General features: G+C 64.2%; 13 protein-coding genes. 5 read left to right on the forward strand and 8 right to left on the reverse strand.

Annotated features, from left to right (window positions below):
• The first annotated feature begins 48 nt into the window (after window positions 1-48).
• The gene (locus tag NTY77_12305) at window positions 49-2,631 is read left to right on the forward strand and encodes a protein kinase (GenBank protein MCX5796268.1); all 2,583 of its coding nucleotides are present in this window, start codon (window positions 49-51) and stop codon (window positions 2,629-2,631) included.
• Here the strand turns inward: NTY77_12305 and NTY77_12310 are convergent.
• The 4 genes from NTY77_12310 to NTY77_12325 form a co-directional block, all read right to left on the reverse strand.
• Window positions 2,543-3,619, reverse strand: a complete 1,077-nt coding sequence (locus NTY77_12310) for a transposase (protein ID MCX5796269.1) — start codon at window positions 3,617-3,619, stop codon at window positions 2,543-2,545. The genes NTY77_12305 and NTY77_12310 overlap by 89 nt on opposite strands.
• Window positions 3,620-3,697: 78 nt before the next feature.
• Window positions 3,698-4,888, reverse strand: a complete 1,191-nt coding sequence (locus NTY77_12315) for a class I SAM-dependent rRNA methyltransferase (protein MCX5796270.1) — start codon at window positions 4,886-4,888, stop codon at window positions 3,698-3,700.
• Window positions 4,889-4,959: 71 nt separating this feature from the next.
• Window positions 4,960-7,794 (reverse strand): hypothetical protein, encoded by a 2,835-nt coding sequence (locus NTY77_12320; GenBank protein MCX5796271.1) that lies wholly within the window; start codon window positions 7,792-7,794, stop codon window positions 4,960-4,962.
• A 177-nt stretch (window positions 7,795-7,971) separates the two neighbouring features.
• Complete coding sequence (locus NTY77_12325) at window positions 7,972-8,520, reverse strand: nitroreductase family protein (protein MCX5796272.1); 549 nt, start codon at window positions 8,518-8,520, stop codon at window positions 7,972-7,974.
• A gap of 909 nt (window positions 8,521-9,429) precedes the next feature.
• Here NTY77_12325 and NTY77_12330 point away from each other — a divergent pair.
• The 3 genes from NTY77_12330 to ltrA all read left to right on the forward strand — a co-directional run bounded on the left by NTY77_12330 (window position 9,430) and on the right by ltrA (window position 14,211).
• Window positions 9,430-10,578, forward strand: coding sequence for a hypothetical protein (locus NTY77_12330; GenBank protein MCX5796273.1), 1,149 nt, complete (start codon window positions 9,430-9,432; stop codon window positions 10,576-10,578).
• Between the two features lie 296 nt (window positions 10,579-10,874).
• A complete protein-coding gene (locus tag NTY77_12335) occupies window positions 10,875-12,248 on the forward strand; it encodes an IS1182 family transposase (GenBank protein ID MCX5796274.1) in 1,374 nt (457 codons plus the stop codon).
• Window positions 12,249-12,897: 649 nt separating this feature from the next.
• On the forward strand, window positions 12,898-14,211 hold the full coding sequence (gene ltrA, locus NTY77_12340; protein ID MCX5796275.1) for a group II intron reverse transcriptase/maturase: 1,314 nt from the start codon (window positions 12,898-12,900) through the stop codon (window positions 14,209-14,211).
• An 87-nt stretch (window positions 14,212-14,298) separates the two neighbouring features.
• Here ltrA and NTY77_12345 read toward each other — a convergent pair whose 3' ends face one another.
• The 3 genes from NTY77_12345 to NTY77_12355 all read right to left on the reverse strand — a co-directional run bounded on the left by NTY77_12345 (window position 14,299) and on the right by NTY77_12355 (window position 18,395).
• The gene (locus NTY77_12345; protein ID MCX5796276.1) at window positions 14,299-15,468 is read right to left on the reverse strand and encodes a Fic family protein; all 1,170 of its coding nucleotides are present in this window, start codon (window positions 15,466-15,468) and stop codon (window positions 14,299-14,301) included.
• A 120-nt stretch (window positions 15,469-15,588) separates the two neighbouring features.
• Entirely contained in the window at window positions 15,589-17,115 is a 1,527-nt protein-coding gene (locus NTY77_12350; protein ID MCX5796277.1) for a UvrD-helicase domain-containing protein, read from the reverse strand.
• On the reverse strand, window positions 17,112-18,395 hold the full coding sequence (locus tag NTY77_12355) for an endonuclease Q family protein (GenBank protein ID MCX5796278.1): 1,284 nt from the start codon (window positions 18,393-18,395) through the stop codon (window positions 17,112-17,114). The genes NTY77_12350 and NTY77_12355 overlap by 4 nt, the downstream gene beginning before the upstream one ends.
• A gap of 44 nt (window positions 18,396-18,439) precedes the next feature.
• On the opposite strand from NTY77_12355, the gene NTY77_12360 reads away from it, so the two are divergent.
• The gene (locus NTY77_12360) at window positions 18,440-19,336 is read left to right on the forward strand and encodes a serine acetyltransferase (protein ID MCX5796279.1); all 897 of its coding nucleotides are present in this window, start codon (window positions 18,440-18,442) and stop codon (window positions 19,334-19,336) included.
• Window positions 19,337-19,405: 69 nt separating this feature from the next.
• Here the strand turns inward: NTY77_12360 and NTY77_12365 are convergent, their stop codons facing one another.
• Window positions 19,406-19,801 (reverse strand): Rrf2 family transcriptional regulator, encoded by a 396-nt coding sequence (locus tag NTY77_12365; GenBank protein ID MCX5796280.1) that lies wholly within the window; start codon window positions 19,799-19,801, stop codon window positions 19,406-19,408.
• Between the last annotated feature and the right edge of the window lie 66 nt (window positions 19,802-19,867).

The following is a 19,867-nucleotide window of genomic DNA, read 5'->3' on the forward strand; positions in this document are numbered from 1 at the left end:
ACCTCCGGCGGACGAAAGGTGTCGGATTTTTGTGTTATGATATTAGCGATGTCCGGGCGCAGACGACTGCCGGCGGCGCTGCTCCTCGCGGGGTTCCTGCTCGCGCAGGGCAGCGCGTCTTGGGCGCAGAAGGTCACGCTCGCGCAATTGCGCCAACGGGCCGACCAGAACGACAGCGAGGCCCAATACTGGCTCTGCTATCGCTACTGGAAGGGGGGCGACGGCGCGGAGCCAGACTACAAGGCCGCGCTCGGCTACTGCCAGAAGTCCAGCCAAGCCGGCCATCCCAAGGCCACGACGGTCCTCGGCTGCATGTACCGCCGCGGCCAGGGCGTCGCCAAGGACTACCGGCAGGCCCTGCGGCTGCTGAGCTCGGGGGCCAACGCCGGCATGGCCCGGGCCGACTACGAGTTGGGCCTGATGTACAAGAAGGGCGAGGCGGTGCTGCCCGACGCCGCGCAGGCCGACATGCACTTCTGCCACGCCGTCAGGCTCGGCGAGTGCCTGGCGCGGCAGGAATGCTCCGAGACCCGGTCCAAGATGGGCGGGTTCCAGATGGGCGGGTTCACTCAAGGGCTCTCCTCCTCGGGAGGCTTCGCCGGGCTCAAGAACCGCAACATGCAGGGCGGCGACTCCTGCGCGGAAGACATGCTCAGGCCGGAGCTGGGCGGGGTGGTCATGCCGCCCGGCGGGATCGGCGCGGACCAGGCACCCCCCGGGCTGCCGCCCATAAACCAGGACCAGGTGCGCCAGACCGTCCAGAACTTCGTCCTGCAGATGACCCCCGTGCCGGGGGATCCCAAGGCCGCAGCGGCCCGTCCCCCGCCGGCCGCCAACGAGCCGGATGTCAGCCTCAACAAGGCCGTCAGCCTGCAGGGCAATCCGCCGCCGCAGAGCCCCGGCCCCGCCGCGAAGGCGCCGGAGCCTTCGGCCGTGCCGATCCCCGTCGCCGCGCCCGCCGCGCCGAACGCCGAGCCGCGGCCGCCGCAGAAGCCGTCGCAGCTGCCGGTCATCGTCCTCATCGCCGCCGGCTTGGTCTTCTCCCTGGTGGGGATCATCGCCTACTTCGCCTACAAGGCCTCTCTTTTGTCCTCGCGCCAGCGCGCCCCGGTGCGGATCCGCGAGCTGCTGGGCGCCGAGGCGCCGCCGCAGCAGGAGATCGCGGACCTCTACCATACCTACTGCAAGCAGGGCGGCCAAGCGGAGGCCTTCACCAGCGGCGAGCTGCAGGCCATCGTGGCCTGCCTCGACTCGGTGGGGCGGGATTTCCCGACGCCGGGCCTCAGCTGCGCCAAGGCCCTGGAGTTGGCGGGCAAGCTCGCCGCCGCGGGCAAGACGGCCCGGATGCAGGACGTCCTCTCCGAGCCGATGCTCGTGCAGGCGGCGACCGCCGGCCGGGCTGACGAGGTCCTGGTCCTGCTGGCCAAGTCCAAGAGCGTCGACGACTTCGCCAACCACTTCAGCGCGCCCGGCCGGCCCTCCGATTTCTACGGCGCCTATGCCTCAGGCCTGGCGCGCCTGGGCCGCACCGAGCAGGCCCTCAAGATGCTCACGGTCAAGCCCATGGAGCGGTTCAGCCCGGAGGACCAGACGCTCCTGCTGGAGCTGCACGTCAAGCTTGGCCACTTCGACCAGGCCGGGCTCCTGCTCGACCAGGTCACCCAGCACAAGCCTCCGGCGGAGGCCAAGGACTACTACGAGGAGCTGGCCAAGCAGGCCACCATGCACGGCGGAGAACGGCTGGCCGACGACTTGCGCACCATCGCCGCCGGCAAGCCCCTCCAGGGCGCTCCGGCCCGGCCGCCGGCCACGGCGGGGAAGGTCCTGGCCGGCAAATACGAGCTGCGCTCGCTCATCAGCTCCGGCGGCATGGGCGAGGTCTATGACGGCTACGACCGCAGCCTGGACCGGCACGTCGCGATCAAGCGGCTCCTGCCCGGGCTCTTGGTGGACCCTTTGATGCGGGAGCAGTTCCTGAGGGAGGCCAAGACCGCGGCGCACTTGACCCATCCCTACATCGTGCCCATCTACGAGAGCTTGGTCAGCGGCGACGACCTCTATCTGGTCTTCGAGTTCGTAAAGGGCGAGACCCTGCACAGCGTCTTGTCCCGCCGCTCGCGCCTGTCCCTCAAGGAGTGCCAAGGCCTCTTCCATTACGTCTGCCACGCCCTGGACTACGCGCACCGCAAGCATGTCCTGCACCGGGACCTCAAGCCGGCCAACATCATGCTCGATGAGAACGGCATCGCCCGGGTCATGGACTTCGGAATCGCCGTGGAGGCGACCGGGACCTTGTCGGCCACTTTCGTCGACAAAGGGGGCGTGACCGGGACCCTGCGCTACATGCCGCCGGAGCAGCATTACGGCAAGGCCACGCGGGCGTCGGACATCTACGCCCTGGGAATCTGCCTTTACGAGATGGCCACCGGCTACCTGCCTTTCAACGCTCCCAGCGTGCAGGAGTTGGTGGAGCAGAAGCACAAGGGCGAGTTCCACCCGCCGAGCTTCCACGTCCACGAACTGCCCAAGGAATTCGACGCCCTCATCCGCCAGGCCCTGGCTCCGGACCCCAAGTCCCGGATGCAGAACGTCCTCGAGCTCTACGAACAGCTGGCCAAGATTCCGACCTGACGGCGGGGGTCAGGTCTTGACATTGGACATTCTCCACGACGACGCCTAGGTCGCTTTCTATGGCGGCAATCAGGAGTGCAAGGCGCTGATCCCGGAGCATCCGGGACTTGAACCTGGCGACCTGCTTGTTGACACCGGACAAGCTCAGTTCGAACTGCGCCGCCAGGTCGTTGAGTGAGAGGAGCGCTCGTTCCCGAAGCAGATAGAGCGCTAAGGTCTTGGTCGGGGACCGCAGGCCGCTGATCCGTCCGTTCGGTCCACTCAAATGTCGTTCGATCGCGGTGCGTATGAGTCGCGGGTCCGCTCTATCCATGAAGTCCTTGCGCGCGGGGTGTTCAGGGGTCGCGAGGACGAGGGGTTTGGCGCGTGCGCGCATCGTCTCGATGAATTCGGGACTGCCCAAGAACGCCTGCCCGTAGGCATTGGCAAAGAGATCATCCTCCCTCTTGTTTTCGAGGAACGCGGCGTATGCTGCCTGTCTTTCAGCGCAGTCTCCAGGAAAGAGCTCCAGGGTCCTTTGAGTCTCAAGCCATGAGGGAGGTTCTCTCAATCCGAGGAAGTCGCGGCAGCTGCTCCATTCGTAATCGGAGGCCTCCTGCGACAGGCCCGAGCGGACAGGATTCTGGTGGATGTAGCGATGGACAGCCAAGAAGTAGCTGTCATGGTCAATCAGGAGGGATTTGAACCGTCCTTGAAACAGATGCCCTACGCGGTCATGGCGTCGATTGAATCCCTGACTATAGAGTCCGTTGAGCCGCCGAATCCCAGCGGATAGCTCTGGCCTGAGCGTTTCGACCAACACATGGTAGTGGTTCGGCATGAGACAATAGGCGTGGATGAGCAATCCATGGCGTTGAGCACTTTCGCCGAGGATGGCGAAGAATCGTCGCCGGTCTTGATCGTCTAGGAAGATGTCCTGGCGGGCGTTGCCTCTTGCCAGGACATGGTAGTACGCGCCGGACAATTGAAGGCGGAGGGGGCGGGCCACACTATATATACGAATGAACCGCGGATTTGTTCCATCACCGGGCGCCCGTCCCAATGTCCAATGTCAAGACCTGACCCCCTAAAGGACCCGGCACCAGAGGGCTTTGAGGTATTCGCCTTCCGGGTGGTCCGCGGCCACGGGATGGTCCGGTCCGGCGCCGGTCTTGCGGAAGACCTCGACGCGCTTGCGCGCCGAGCCGGCGGCGGTGCGCAGGCAGGCCTGGAACTCGTCCCAGGAGAGCATCCCGCTGCAGGAGCAGGTCACCAGGATGCCTCCCTCGGACATCACGGAGAGCGCCAAGCGGTTGAGATCGACGTATTTCTGCCGGCCCAGCTTGTAGCCTTCCCGCGAGGCGATCATCTTGTAAGGGTCGAGGATGACCAGGTCGTAGGTCTGGGCGTTGGCGCTCATCTGGCGCAGGTAGGGGAAGGCGTCCACGCAGACCGTCTCCAGCTCGACGCCGTTGATGCGGGCGTTCTTGTCGATCAGCCGGCAGGACTCGGGGTCGAGCTCGACGCAGGTGACGGCCTGGGCGCCGCCCAGCTTGGCCGCGTAGAGCCCGAAGCCGCCCGTGTAGGAGCAGACGTCGAGGACCTTGCGGCCCCCGGCCAGCTGGGAGACGGCCAGGCGGTTGTCGCGCTGATCGCAGAAAAAGCCCGTCTTGTGCCCGCCGGAGAGGTCGACCTCGAAGATGACCCCGTGCTCCTTGACGCGGGTCACGGTGCGGCCTTGGGGGGGGAGCTGGAACCCTTCCATGCTCTGGGTATGGTCGCTGGCCCGGCGGACGAACTTCGCGCCGGGATAGTGCTCGGCCAGCAGGCGCTCCAGGCGCTCGGCCTGCCGGAACATGGCCAAGGAGTAGAGCTCCAGCACGATGTAGTCCCCGTAGCGGTCCACCACCAGGCCGGGCAGACCGTCGCCCAGGTCGTAGACGACCCGGTAGGCGTCGGTCGCCGCGTCGAGCCTGAGCAGCGCGCGGCGCAGCTCCACGGCCCGGGCCAGGCGTTTGGCGAAGAAGACCTCAGGGTCGAAGCCGGAGAGCTCCCGGGTCAGCAGGCGCAAGGTGATGAGGCTCTTGGGGTTGTAGAGGGCGACCCCGTAGGGGGCGCCGGCCTTGTCGTAGACCGCGACGAGGTCTCCGGGCCGGGCCTTGGGGTCGGCCTCCCCGATCATGCGCTTGAAGAGGTTGGCGGTGGCCGAGGCGGCGCGCAGCTTCACCCACGGCAAGGGTCCCGAGTGGGCGGCCGGAGGCTGCGCGGGCGAGTCCATGCAGGGATTCTAGCTAATCAGGGGGCCGGCCGTAAGGAAATCCGTCCGGCCGGCCCCTGCGCGGGAGTGGCCTAATCCTTATCCTTCTTCTTGGGGTGCGTCAGCGCGTAGCCGAGGAACCCGCAGAGCCCTCCCAGCACAGCCATCGCGAAGATCCCGGCCGGGCCGGCCGCGGCGCCCATGGCCAGCAGGCCGAAGATCCCGCCGGTCATGATTCCGAAGGCCGCCGAGTCACGCTTGCCCTGGTCGTCTAGGTCGATCAGCTTGAACTTCGCCTTCTTGTCCTTGTCGGCTTCCCCGCCGGTGACCAGGCTGGGCACGTTGCCGGTGTTGTCGACGCCCGCGCCCTTCTGGGGATTCCCGCCGGTCCCGAGCTGCTCCCTAGCCGCCGCCGGGGCGTTGTCCAGGTTGGGCAGGTTCGTGCAGATGTTCTTGACCTCGTCCGTGGGCGTGAAGTCCAGGCTCGATTTGGCCTGCTCGATCGGGGCGGCGCCCTCCGCCGCGTCGCCCTGCCCCGCCAGCTTCTTGGCTTGATCCATCGCCTTGGTGGAATTGAGCCACAGCTTGACGCTGGGGTTGTTGCAGAAGTACTTCGCCAACTCGGGGTCTTTGAGCCCGGTCTTCTGCAGGAACGCGGCGTGGTCCTTGGCGCCGAGCTGGGTGCCGACCTCCTTGATGACCTTCTTCTGCCAGTCCTGGAAGAAGGCCTGCCGCTCCGGGTCGGTCTCGGGCTTCTTGAGGGCCGCCTGCAGGGCCTCATCCATGGACTTCCTCTTGGCCTCGTCTTTCTCCGAGTCGATGAGGAATCGGATCACCTTGTATTCGACCGGATCCAGGCCAGCCGGGGTCGGCGTCTCCTCTGCCTTCTGGTCCTCGCCGGGCTCGCCGGGCTTCTTGGTCGGGTTCGGGTTGGGGAACAGCTCCGCGAACTTGGTCTCCGGCTTGAACGACTTCTGCGCCCAGGGCGGCAAGGTCTCATTGACCTTGGTCTTGTCCTTGGCCGCGATGTAGGCCTTCAGGTCGGCGTGCACGAGCGCGCGCAGCTTCTTGACCAGCCGATTCGGGGCGCCTTTGTCGTCCGCCTTGGCTGCGGCGTCGGCTTCCGCGGCGAGGCGCTCAAACTGCTCCCAAAGGGCGGGGTCCACGCGCTTGAGGCGCCATTGGATGTAGGTGGCCTCGAAGGGAGTGAGCCGCTCCATGGTCGCGCCCTTGGCGGCCGGCGGCGTGGTCTTGAGGTACCGCTCCATCTCCGCCTGGGCCGTCTTGCGCCATTTGGCGACGAGTTCCGGCGCCTTGGCCGCGTCTTGGTCCGCGGCCGCCCCGTCCTTCTTGAACTCGGCCAGGGGCTGCGCCGAGGTGATGACGTAGGTGAGGACCGCGTGTTCTTGGTCCGTGAACCGCTTCACGAAGGACTCGGGAGTGCTGCCATCCGCGCCCGCCTTGGGGCCGGGCTTCTCCGGCATCTTCATGCCGGCTTTGTCGTAGATGGGCTTGAGCTTGGCGGCGTCGGCGCTCAGAAGGGTCTTGAGCAGCTCGGCCACGTAGGAGAACTGCGCGCCGGGGTCGACCGCGCCGTGGGGCGGAGATGAGACGTAGCGCTGCATCTCGGAGCGCAGGACCGCGCGGGAGTCGCTGATGCGCTGCTTGAGCAGGAAGTGCTCCTCCGGGCTGCGCGGCACGGTCACCTCGATCCACTCGCGCCGGAACTGGTTGTAGTCGGCGTCCGAGGTCCACTTGAAGTAGCTGACCAGGAGGTCTGCCTCGAAGTCGCTGAGCTTCTCCGGCTCGCCCTTGCCGCCCGCGGTCGCAGACAGGTAGGAGGAGGCGATGTCCTTGAAGGCGCCCTTGCGCTGCCGGGAGGCGAAGCCTTCGGGGAGCCTGGCGTTGCCGGGCGCTTTCCGGAACTCGGCCATCGTGGCCTGGTAGTCCTTGAAGGTCGCGTCGGCTTTCTGGCGGCGGTCCGGGAAATAGCCGGTTTTGGCCTTGGCGGGGAGGCTCTTCTGGCGCATGAACTCGTCCCCGACCTCGTCGTTGTAGATGCGCATGAGCATGTCGAACATCCCGGTCTCCAGCAAAGTCATGTGGCGGTTGAAGGCCTGGGCCGGGTTGGGCTTGTCCGTCCCGTAGAGGAAGCTGTTGTCGCGCGGGCCCGACGGGGTGATCGGGGCGCCGGGCTTTTTGGACTCATCCACCATTTGCATCGCCGAGACGATGACGTCCAGGTTGCTCGGCGGCTGGCCGCCCGCGAGGTAGCCGTAGAGGTTGCTGTCGCTGTCCTCGGGAGTCCCGTCGTAGCGGGGCTTCTCCGTGCTCAGCTCCTTGAGCCGGCCCGCGATGCGCTGGATGGCCGGCGCGCCTTTCGATGTGAGGTAGCTGAAGTTCTCCTTCTGGGCCGAGTCGTCCTTCATGCGCTGCAGGACCCGGGCGCTGCGCCAGACGGACTCGTCGCCGGGCGGGAGCTTGGCCGCGACGACCAGCTTCATGACCTCGTCGGAGACTCCCGCGGGCCGGACCTGGGCCGGGACCTGCTTGCCGCCGCCGGGCGCGGACGCGTTCGGGACGAACACGTAGTATTTCCAGTCCTTCTTCAGGAGCTTGTAGCCGGCCAGCGGCTTGACGCCTTTGGCGTCCAGCAAGGTCTTGGCGCCTGCTCCATCGAGAGCGAAGAGCTCGCAATAGTCCCTTTCCACGCTCTTGGAGTCCCGGCTGGGAGCCCAGGTGGCGACGTCAGTGAAGATCCGGGAATACTTCGGGTCGCGCTGGCGCAGGAAATTCAGGAAGTACTCGGGGACGTAGTACTGCTTGCCGTCGGCCGTGACCTGCAGGTAGATGGACTGGCTGCCCTGGTCGAGCGGGGCTTTCGGCGCGGGGTAACGCGCTCCGGTCGCCCCTCCCCCTGCGGACAAGCCGGCGGGAACCGCGGACGATAATATTAGGAATGTGGCGGTGACAAACGCCATTCGGGATTTAGGGGTCATGGCATTCTCCGTACGGTCGCGGGATAGGCGACACGTCGTCAAAAATAGCAACTTAAGGATACCCCCAATACCGGTTTGCGTCAAGGGGTCTATGGGCCTAAGGGCCTAGAACTTGTTGAAGGCGGACATCTGCGCCAGGCTGCGCCGCGGCCGGGGCCCGGGAGCCTCGGCGGGGTAGCCCACGCTCAGGAGCATCTCCACCCGGTGGCCGCGCGGGACTCCCAAGAGGCGAGCCGCGGCCTTGGCGTCGAACCAGCCCAGCCAGCAGGTGCCCAGGCCCAGCTCTTCCGCCTGCAGGACGAAATGCTCGCAGGCGATGCCGATGTCTACCAGGCGGAAGACCGTGCCCTGGACCTGGTTGCCGACCCAGGCCAAGGCGCTGCCGCGCTGGGAGACCACGGCCGCCAGCACCGGGGCGGTCTCGGCGTGCTTGTTCATGGAGTAGGCGCCGGAGAACACCGCGGCGGAGAGGCGTTTCTTGAGGGCCGGGTCGTCGACGACCACGAACTTCCAGGGCTGGGCGTTGCAGGCCGAGGGCGCCAGGCGGGCGGCTTCCAGGCAGCAGTCGAGCTTCTCGCGCTCCACGGGGCGGTCCTGGAAGGCGCGGATGCTGCGCCGCGCCGAGGCGAGCTTTAGGAAGGGGGTTTCACGCATCGCAGGCATGATACATAAATCCGAAAGGCCGAAGGGCATCTGTTGGGGGCCTCGACCGACTGAGGGAAGATGAAGTGACCGCCTCCCTGGTCGCCGGCCTTACGGCTGGGTCGTTGGGGCCGTGGGCTTGGGGAGGGCAGGCGGCTCCGACTTGGCAAACAGATGGCCGAGGGCATGAAAGGGCATCGTTATTGCATCTACTATAAATGCAAAGGGCATTAAAAGTTCCGCCTCCATCGCCGAAAACTGCTGCTGGCCAGATTTGCACTGAGGAATCCCCGGATGCATCTCGCAATTATTACTGCAGCAGTCGTGCCCGTCATAAACATGATGTGTCAGAGGAAGCCAGGTATGCTTAGGATTATCCATATGGACCGTGGAGCATCCATTGCTGAGGAGTAACCAACTCAGCACGACGAGCCAATGCCTGCCGTGCGACTTCCAGACTGGACTCGGCATCAATTCGCTCGGCTATCGGTAGGCTACGGCGCGTTCTTGGCCGGGGGCATCGTCGCCGCGAGGCGCCTATGCTGCATCCGCCCCAACCCCCACCTCGGCCAATCCTCCCGGCCACGATGAGCCGGCGTAGGGCGGTTGCTGCCTAGAGGCGTTTCCAGCGTGTCGCATCGGCGTTATTCCTGGCTCCGTGTGTTGTATTATACCGATTGCCTGCCCCCTCGGGGGCAGGCAATCGGAAGGGAGGGAGGCAGGACGGCCGGGACTAGCAGGCAGAACGGATCGAAGAGGGGTTATTTCTCCTACAACTTGTCCTGTTGTTTGCGATGTAGGAAGAAACATCGCTCCCACTTTGCGAGTTGACGACTGGCGGCGTTCCCGCGCCGCCGGTCGTCAACGGCAATCCAATAGGGGACAAAGAGTCGGCTATGTCGACGGACATAAGGAGAATCCATGAAAAGCCATTTTTGTGTTGTCCTTGTCGCTTTAGTTCCGTGGGGAACCCTTTGGACCGCCGGTTACGCCGCTGATTTGTCAAACCATCCCGACGGACAAAGTGTGTCGCAGCAGTCGCAGAACCAATCAAAATGGGTTCGCCACAGTACGCCAAAGACATCCGATGAGGTCAAGGCCCTCGCGGCGACATTGCATCAATCGGACAAGGATTCCAAAGAAGAGGTGTATCAGGCTTTAGTGAGCGTCTCATCCGATGCGGCACAGCTTGGGCCTGTTTACAGGAAATTGCTCGATGACAAAGACGAAGATGTGCAGAGGGCAGCTATCCAAGTAGCCGGCAAGATGAAGATGAAGGAGGCCGCCCCAAAGATACGCACAATGTTGAGCCGGCGACCCAAGCACAGGATAATCGATGGACATGGCATTTATAAGGTGAGTCCTGGAGATTCGAATTACGCTCAGGAGGCTGTTGGTGCCCTTGTCGAATTGAATGACCTCGACAGCATAGATGAAATCGTTTCGCGAGATGAATTCATGTGCTGCATGGCTGGTGTCCGGCTGGCTCGATTCGGGGCGAAGGCGCTGCCCATGGTCCTTGCCAAGGCCAAGAAAGGCTGGGCACAGAAGCAGGGCGCCGGGAGCATGGTCCAGTTCATGCGAGACGAAGAGGCCGTCCCGACTCTGCTGGAACTTCTTGCTGGGCCTGATCCTGATTTTTCGGCAAGGGCCGCGCAGGCGATATCCGCTATCGCCAATAGCACTCAATCCGATCGAACAAAGAAGACAATAGTTGCTCAGCTTGAATCGCGAACGTCCAACCACGATTGGCGCATCAGGAAAGAGGTGTACGGAGGACTGCTTGCCGCAGACGCCAAATTGTTCGGCCCAACAGTTCTTGCCAAATTCGAGAAAGAAGACGGATTAACTCAACTCGAAGTTCTGTACGCCATATCGCGGAATCGCACGAAAGCTGCGGATGCCTTTTTGGAACAGTTTATTCGGGACGATGAAAAGCGGCATCCTGGCGACGACGACCTTCGGGCTGTAGCTGCGGGCATTCTGTATGAACTCACGGGAAGAAAGGTTCCTTACAAAGGGCTTGAAAGGGAACTGAAGAAATATAAAGACCCATATGTGGAAAGGTAATCAGGGCATACCACTCCGCGGTCTCCTTGCGTCCGCTGCAATATTTCTGACGACGCAAGTCTTGCTACCAATCCTCCCGGCCACGATGAGCCGGCGTAGGACGGTTGCTGCCTAGAGGCGTTCCCAGCGTGTCGCATTGGCGTTATTCCTGGCTCCGTGTGTTGTATTATACCGATTGCCTCCCCCCTCGGGGGCAGGCAATCGGAAGGGGGGGAGGCAGGACGGCCGGGACTAGGAGCCTGTCCGAGTAATCCTCGTCTATAAGCGGTAAAATTCTCTCTGCCCCCGAGGAGAGAATGAGCAAAACTTACCGCCCCTACGATCCTGATCAGATGTTCCTGATGCCGCCGTCCGTGAAAGACTGGCTGCCGACAGGACATCTTGCGCACTTCATCGCCGATCTCGCCGAGAGTCTAGACCTGAGCGCGATCACCTGCGTCTATGAGCGCGAAGAGCGAGGATTCCCACCATACCATCCGGTGATGATGGTGAAGGTGCTGCTCTACGCATACTGCGTGGGCCTTCCGTCGAGCCGAAAGGTTGAACGCGCGCTGGTCGAAGACGTGGCGCTGCGCTACCTGGCGGCCAACAACACACCAGACTTCCGGACGATCTCGGACTTTCGCAAACGGCACCTCGAGGCGCTGCGCGGGCTGTTCCTGCAGGTGCTGAGGCTTTGTCAAAAGGCCGGGATGATCAAGCTGGGGCACGTGGCTTTGGATGGTACGAAGATGAAGGCGAACGCCTCCAAGCACAAAGCGATGAGCTACGGGCGGATGAACAAGGAAGAGGCGCGACTTCAGGCAGAGGTCGACGAGTTGTTGCGCAGGGCCGACGAGATCGACGAGGCGGAAGACGCGGAGTATGGGCGCGACAAGCGCGGCGACGAGTTGCCTGCGGAACTGGCCCATCGCGAAGGTCGACTGAAGAAGATCAAGGAGGCGAAGGAAGCCCTGGAGCGCGAAGCCAAGGCAGAAGCTGAGGCGAAGAAGCGCGAGGCCGAGGACAAACGAGCCAAGAAAGACCCCCGTGGACGCCGACCTGGAGAGCCCGATCCCACGCCGAAGGATAAGGCGCAGAAGAACTTCACCGACCCCGACAGTCGGATCATGCCCCAACCGGGAGACCGGCTGGCATTCATGCAAGCCTACAACTGCCAGGCGGCCGTCGACGGCAAAGAGCAGGTGATCGTAGCAGCGGATGTGACCCGGCAGACCAACGATAGCCGACAGGCGGAGCCGATGCTCAAGCAAGTCGAGTCGAACGTGGGCGCTGTACCATCGAAGGCGAGCATGGACGCGGGGTATTTCAGCGAGGACAACGTCGAGGCGCTTAAGAAGATGGCCGTGGAGGCCTTCATCCCGCCCGAACGGCGCAAGCACGGGGAGGTTGCGCCGCCGGCACCGCGAGGCAGAATCCCGAAGGGGCTTTCAGCCAAAGAGCTGGCTCGACGGAAGCTGTCGACGATTCGAGGCAGAACCATCTACGCCAAGCGCAAGACGATCGTCGAACCGGTCTTCGGCCAGATCAAGCAGGCCAGAGGATTCAGGCAGTTCTTGCTTCGGGGGATCACGAAGGTCAAAGGCGAATGGTCGTTGATCTGCACGACACACAACCTGCTCAAGTTGTGGCGCAGGATGGGTGCCAAAACGGTCTTCCAAGCCGCCTGACCGCGCCAGAGGTCTGACTTCCCGTCTTCGGGATTGCCGTTGCGGCTATCAAGTCGCCGGGCGTCGGCAAAAACGAATTACTCGGACAGGCTCCTAGCAGGCCGAGCGGATCGAAGATGGGTTATTTCTCCTAGTGTGCCAGGCGAAACTTGTAGGTTCGTGCCGGTGAGAATCCGGACCGGGGAAAGATGAGCCATCACCCCGATACTGAACCCTGCATGGCGGGTGGCAACGCGCGCTGTGAAGCGTGGGGGAAGGAGATGCCGGGCCGTAACGCAAGTGAAGGGATAGAGCCCCGTAAAATAACAGTCATGGAGGCCGACCGTTTTAGGACTCGGGAAGGCAGCATGACGACGGTCGCCAAGGCCAGACCGGCGTCGCTCCATCGGGGTCGAAGACCGCGGCACGGCAGCAAAAGCGAGACTACAGGGACCTGGGAGACCCGCAGCCATTCCGGCCGACTATGACCGAAAAAGGGACCAACGACCCGGAGAGGGAAGGAAATCCTGGGCCAGCGGGTGTCGGACCAGCTCATAGTAGAGGCAAAGGCGGGGCAATGCCCGCTGAGTCCGCAAGGGCGCTCGAAGGGGCTGGCGGCAGTACGCAGAGCGAAGGGGAAACAGCGGCCGCGCGCAGAAGCGGAGAACCGCTGCTAACGGAACTGGAGCTCATAGCGAGGCGCGCGTGGCAGGAGCCGCGAAGCAGGTTCACGTCCATAACGCACCTGCTCGACGAGGCCTTCCTGGCGCAGAACTACCGGGAGCTCAAGAAGGATAAAGCTCCTGGGGTGGACGGTGTGAGCGTGGAGGAATACGGGAAGAACCAGGAGGAGAACCTCAAGGCGCTGGTGGGAAGGATGAAGGCCAAGAAGTATTGGCCGCAGCCGGTACGCCGGGTGTACATCCCCAAAGGGGAACACCAAGTCCGGCCGCTGGGAATCCCGGCGGTGGAGGACAAGGTGGTACAGAAGGCGATGGCGAAAATCCTTGAGGCCATCTATGAAGGGCGCTTCCTGGATGTGTCGTACGGGTACAGGCCCAAGCGCGGCTGTCACGAGGCGCTCAAGGCCCTCGACCGAGCCATCATGGACAGGCCGGTCAGCTTTGTGGTGGAGGTGGACATCAAAGGATTCTTTGACCACGTTGACCACAAGTGGCTGATGGAATGTCTGAGGCAGAGGATAAGTGACCCAAGCTTCTTGAGTCTGGTGTGGCGCAACCTCAAGGCTGGAGTCCTGGAGGAAGGCAAGGAGACTGAGACGGAGGCGGGCACGCCGCAGGGCGGCATCATAAGCCCGATCCTGTCGAACATCTACCTGCACTACATCCTGGACCTCTGGTTCGAGAGCAAGCTCAAGAAGGCATTGCGGGGTCATGCGCAGCTCATCCGGTATTGCGACGACTTCGTGGTATGCACGCAGTATCGGAGCGATGCGGAGCAGGTGTTGAGGGAAGTGAGGGTCCGGCTGGCCAAGTTCGGGTTGGAGCTGTCGGCGCAGAAGACTCGGATAATCGAATTCGGAAGGTTTGCCAAAGGCAACGCAGAGAAGCGCGGCGGCAGGCCGGCGACTTTCGATTTCCTGGGCTTCACGCATTACTGCGCGACTTCAATGAGGGGTCGGTTTGTGGTGGGGCGTAAGACCAGCGGCAAGAAGTATCGGGCGAAGCTGCGGGACATGAATGCATGGCTCAAGGCCGTCCGCTGCACCATGCCGTTGGCCCAATGGTGGCGAATCCTCAAGGCGAAGCTGGAAGGGCACTATAGGTACTACGGCGTCAGCGGCAACGGCAGGAGCATCAGCCGCTATCAGCACTGGGCGCGGAGAATGGTCTATAAGTGGGTCAACCGGCGCAGCCAGCGAGGGAGCTACAGTTGGGAGGCGTTCGAGCGCTACCTGGAACGGCACCCCTTGCCGAAGGCCCGTATCGTGCATCGCTTCTATCCCGCACCGGCCGCCTTGTGAGTACTGACGAAGAGCCGGATATGGGAAAACCGTATGTCCGGTTCTGTGAGGGGGTGCGAACGTGATTCAGCATTCTACTCGACCAACTCACTCCATGCCCTCCCGCAGCATCTGCAGATACGGCTCATAAGAAAACACCCGATGCCGTTGCTTCCCGGAGATCTCCTTCACGAAGCCTAGCCGCTGCAGCTTCCCCAGCGTCTTGTTCGCCGTTGGAAACGACACGCCCAACTCCCGGCTCGCGACCGGAACGGACAGGATGCACCGCTTCTGGAAAAGCTCATGCAGCCTCAACGCCGTTCCCCTCGACCTCCCCAGCCCCGCGATGGCGGCAGCGTGTTCCTTGAAGATGCCCACCAGCCTGGACGCCGTGCCGCTCGCCTCAACGGCGACCTCGGCGATCCCGTCCAGATAGAACGCCAGCCAACCCTCCCAATCCCCGTCCGTGCGCACGCGTTGCAGGGCCTCGTAATACTCCGTCCGCCGCGCCTTGAAGTACAGGCTCAGGTAAAGAAGCGGCGAGGAAAGGGCCCCCTCCGCGATCATGATGAGCGGGATCAGCAGCCGCCCCAAGCGGCCGTTCCCGTCCAAGAACGGATGGATGCTCTCGAATTGCGCGTGCGCCAGGCCCGCCTTGATCAAGGTCGGCGTCTGCGACGGCTCCCCATGGATGAATTTCTCCAGCGCGCCCAAGGCCGGCATCACCTCCTGCCATGGCGCCGGCACGAACCTGGCATTGCCCGGACGGCTGCCGCCGATCCAGTTCTGCGAACGCCTGAATTCCCCAGGCTCCTTGCTGCTGCCGCGCCCGCCCTTAAGGAGGATCTCGTGGATCTCTTTGATGAGGCGCAGGCTGACGGGAAGCTCCTTGAGCCTCGCGATCCCATGCTCAAGAGCGGCGACATAATTCGAGACCTCCCGCACATCAGCCATCGGCACGCCGGGGGTCTCCTCGTTCTCGAACAAGAGCAGGTCCGAAAGCGAAGATTGCGTGCCCTCGATCTGGGAGGAAAGCACGGCTTCCTTTCTGATGTAGGTATACAGCAGGAGGTGTGGGTTCGGCAGATGCGCTGTGATGGAATCGAGCCGGCCCAATGCGCTGCTGGCCTTCTCGGTCAGGGCCTGCAGCCCCTCGTCATACTTGATGGGCGGATTCGGCGGCAGGGGGGCTGGAATGAAGCAATAATATGGCTCTGGCCCTGGCTGTTTCTCCCAACGGCCTGATCTGGGGCTTTTTCTAGGCATATTATCTACCATAATGAAATTATAATGCGCTAAAGTTTAATTGTCAATATATTAATTAAACTTTACTATGCTAAAGTATAATTGTGAGTATATTAACTAAATTATACCGGCCGCATCGAAATGGAGCAGGGGCTAGAAGAGCTCCGGCTGCCGGCCCTTGTGCCGCTTGGGCGACGGCGCCTCGCTCTTCGGGATGCGGCGAAGCTCTTCTTCGATGTCCGCCACGAACGGCGAAGGCGGCGACTGCAAGGTCTTGCCGAAGAGGAAGCGCTTGTGCGCGTAGGACAGGAACAGCCTGTCCTTGGCCCGCGTCATGGCCACGTAGAACAGCCGGCGTTCCTCCTCGATGGAGTATCCCTCGGTGCCCTCGCGCCGGTAGGGCAGGACCCCGTCCTCGCAGCCGGTCAAGAATACCACCGGGAACTCCAGGCCCTTGGCCCGGTGCGCGGTCATCAAGGTAATGCGGTCGCCCGCCGCCGCAGCCTCGTGGTCGCGGAAATCCTCCAGGTCCTCGGCCTCCGGCACCTGCCGGCCGTCCTTCTTGGTCTTCTTGCCGTAGGTCACATAAGGGAGGCCGGCGCGCTCCAGCGCCGTCTCGAAGAGGCGGGCCTGGGCGTTGAGACGGTAGAGGATGACGATGTCGGCCAGACTATAGGTCCGTATCCCTTCATCAGTCTGGCCTGCCCAACCGGTGTCCACCGTGAAGCGGCTCGCCCCGCCCAGCAGGCCCTCGATGCGGCGCGCGGTCAGCTCCGCCTCCTGGCGGTCGCTCTGGTGCCCGGAGATGTCGATGGGCAGGCCGCGCTCCAGCCGCGCGCGCAACTGGCGGGGCAGGCGCGGCCGGTTGCGCGCGATGACCTGCTTGGCCGCGTCCAGGATCACGGCCTGCGAACGGTAGTTCTCGGTCAGGGGCAGCACCCGGCAGGCCGGGTGGTCCGCCGCGAACTGCGCGAAGGGGTCGAAGGGGCTGCCCGCGAAGCCGTAGATGGACTGGTCCGGGTCTCCGATGACGCAGAAGTTCCGGCCGGCCAGCGTGCCTGCGAAGCGGTACTGGGCCAGGCTGGTGTCCTGGAACTCGTCCATCAGGACGTAGCGGAACCGGCCGCGCCAGCGCCGCAGAACCTCCGGCCGCTGCTCGAAGAGGCGCAGGGCGAAGAGGAAAAGGTCGTCGAAGTCCAGCAGGCGCCGGCTCTCCAGGCGCTGCGCGTAGAGCCGCGCGGGCGCGCTCTGCGGCCACTCCAGGCGCTGCTTGGCCGCGCGCACCTCGTCGAGCAGGCCCGCGGCCTGGGCGCGCGGGACCACCCCTTCCAGAACGGCCGCCCGCTCCTCCTCGCCCAGGACCGAGGCCTCGGGGAAGGGATAGGCCTCCTCGCGCAGGATGCGCAGGGCCGCGGCATGGCAGGTCTCCGCCCAGAGCGCGCGCAGGTCCACGCCGGGAAGAAGGGCCTGAATGCGCTCGCGCATCTCGCCGGCCGCGCTGCGCGTGAAGGTGACGGCCAGGATCTCGCCGGGATGCACTCGTTGGTCGCGCACCAGGTGGGCGATGCGGTGCGCCAAGACCCGCGTCTTGCCCGTGCCCGGCCCGGCCGCCACCACGACCGGCCCATCCGTGGCGAGCACGGCCGCGCGCTGGCTCGGGTCGAGTTCCGCGTCGTTCAAAGCAGGGCGAGCTGGTCCTGGTGGGAGAAGTCATTCTCCGCCAGCACAGAGATGGTCCCGTATTCCCCGTCGAAGCCGGCCTGCAGCCGGACTTCCCCTCGGCGCATCCGCGCCAAGGCCAGGGCCGGCAGCGGCAGGCCTTCCGCCTCCAGTTCCGCGGCGGGCAGCTCCCGGAGTATGCGGAACTCGCTGCCGAACCGGGCCAGCAGCCTGTGGTAGAGGGCGTCCACCTTGACCGAGCCCGGCCCCACGCGCAAGGCCTGGCCGAGGACCTCCTTCAACGGGATGAGGCTCTCGAAGTCCGGGGCTCCGGCCGGCCGCTTGCCGGTCTTGCGGTCCGCCAGCTTCTCCACGCGGTGCAGGACTCCGACCGTGACCGGCTTGCCGCACTCCGGGCAGAGCCCGCCCCTCCGGATGGTCTCCTCCGGGTCCAGGCGCGCGCCGCACTTGCGGTGGCCGTCCACATGGTACTTGCCTTCCTCGGGGAAGAACTCGAGCGTCTTGAGGAAGCGCTCAGGGTCGCGGCCGCGGATGGCCGAGAAGATGCCCGGGTAGGAGAGCTCGCAGTCGAAGAGGTTGGCCTCGCGGCCCAGCTTCTCCGGGGAATGGGCGTCGGAGTCGGAGATGAGCGCGATGCGGTCCAGCGCGGAGAGCCGCCAGTTCATGGGCGGGTCCGAGGAAAGCCCGGTCTCGACGGCGAAGATCTCGGAGGCGAGGTCGCCGAAGCACTCCGGCAAGGAGTCGAAGCCGGACTCGGAGCCGAACACCGCGAAGTGCGGGGTCCAGGCGTGGGCCGGGACCAGATAGGCCTCGGGATCCGAGCCGCGCACGAGCGCCAGGAGCTCGCGGGAGTCCAGGCCCAGGATGGGCCGTCCGTCGGAGCGGATGTTGCCGATCTCGCCCAGGCGGGCGCTGAGGCGGGCCGCGGCCGCCAAGGAGGGGGCGAAGACCAGGTGGTGGACCTTGCGCACCTTGCCGTCCTTCTTGTAGATGCAGGAGATCTCGCTCTCCAAGAGGAAGCGCACCGGCGCCCGGCAGGACTGCGGGACGTCCTGATCCTGGCGGCGAGCCAGCTCGGGCCTGAGCTGGTAGAGGCCGGCCTCGGCCGGGACGAGTTTTTCCTGGAGCTGGGCGGACCAAGCGGGGTGGGTGAAGTCGCCGGTGCCCAGCACGGTGATGCCCTTGAGCTGGCACCAGCGGTAGAGCGTCTCGGGCTCCAGCGCTTTGCTGCAGGCCCGCGAGAACTTGGAATGGATGTGCAGGTCGGCGATGAAGGGCATGAATCAATGGTATCAAAAAGGGTCCAAGTGTTATAATCCGAATCATGGCACTCATCGAAGACGGCCTCGCCGACGTGGTGGAGCAGCTCTGCGGCCACATCAACAACAAGATCAGCCCGCTGCAGCGCCAGCGCGCGCACCTGCCCCTGCCCAACGGAGAGGAGGTGCGCCGCGTCGTGGAGATGCTGCGCAGCGCGCTGTTCCCGGGCTACTATGGGGCGCCGCCCATCCCGGCCAAGAACATCCGCTACCACATGGGCGCGGCCCTGGACGCCGCGGCCAGGGCCCTGGCCGAACAGGTCGAGCGCGCCTTCTGCTTCTTCTGCGAGAAGACCGGGGATGAATGCTGCGAGGGCTGCCACCAGCGCAGCTTCGCGATCATCGCCGATTTCATGAAGACCTTGCCCGCGGTGCAGCAACTGCTGATGAGCGACGTGCAGGCCGCCTACGAGGGCGACCCGGCGGCGACCTGCCCGGCCGAGACCGTGTTCTGCTACCCGGGCATGATGGCCGTCACCAACCAGCGCATCGCCCACGAGCTCTACCGTCTCAAGGTCCCGCTCATCCCGCGCATCATCACGGAGCTGGCGCACTCGGCCACGGGCATCGACATCCATCCCGGCGCCGTCATCGGCAGGAGCTTCTTCATCGACCACGGCACCGGCGTGGTCATCGGCGAGACCAGCACCATCGGCGCGGGGGTCCGGCTCTACCAGGGCGTGACCTTGGGCGCCAAGAGCTTCCCGTTGGACGAGCACGGCGACCCCATCAAGGGCATCAAGCGCCACCCCGACGTGGAAGACGAAGTGGTGATCTACGCGGGCGCCACCATCCTGGGCCCGGTGCGCATCGGCAAGGGCTCCCAGGTCGGCGGCAACGTCTGGCTCACCCACAGCCTGCCGCCCGGCAGCAAGATCACGCAAGCCGACTCCGACCGCTGAGCGTCCCCTGAGGGGGAAAGAAAAGCCCCGCCCGTATGGGCGGGGCTTTTCCTTAAACGCGTCGCGCGGTCAGACTTCGGAGAGGCGCTTCTCGAAATGCTGCAGGACCTGGGTGTTGATGTTGTCGAGGAGGCCGCCCAGCATGCAGCCGTCGCCGTTGCAGCGCTTGACGCTCATCAGGCAGGAGTTGAGCCTCATGGGGCCTTCCACGGCCTCCAGGATGTCGAGGAGGCGGATCTCGGCGAGGGGCCGGCCCAGAAGATAGCCGCCCTTGGGGCCGCGGACCGCGTGAACGATGCCCGCTTTGGCCAGCCGCTGGAACACCTTGGAGAGGTGCGCGGCGGAGACCTTGAGCTCCTCGGCCGCATCGTTGGTGGTGATGGGCTTTCCGGTGCCCTTGGAGAGCAGCAACGCCGCGTGCATCGCGATCGTCGAGCCTTCCGAGATGTTCAAAATCTTGACCATTATCAACCTCCTTGAGTTTCTGACCGTATAATCGGTCAATGCCGTACTAGTTTCCCATAATAGCCG

The sequence above is a fragment of the Elusimicrobiota bacterium genome (assembly GCA_026388095.1).
Classification (GTDB): domain Bacteria; phylum Elusimicrobiota; class Elusimicrobia; order UBA1565; family UBA9628; genus UBA9628.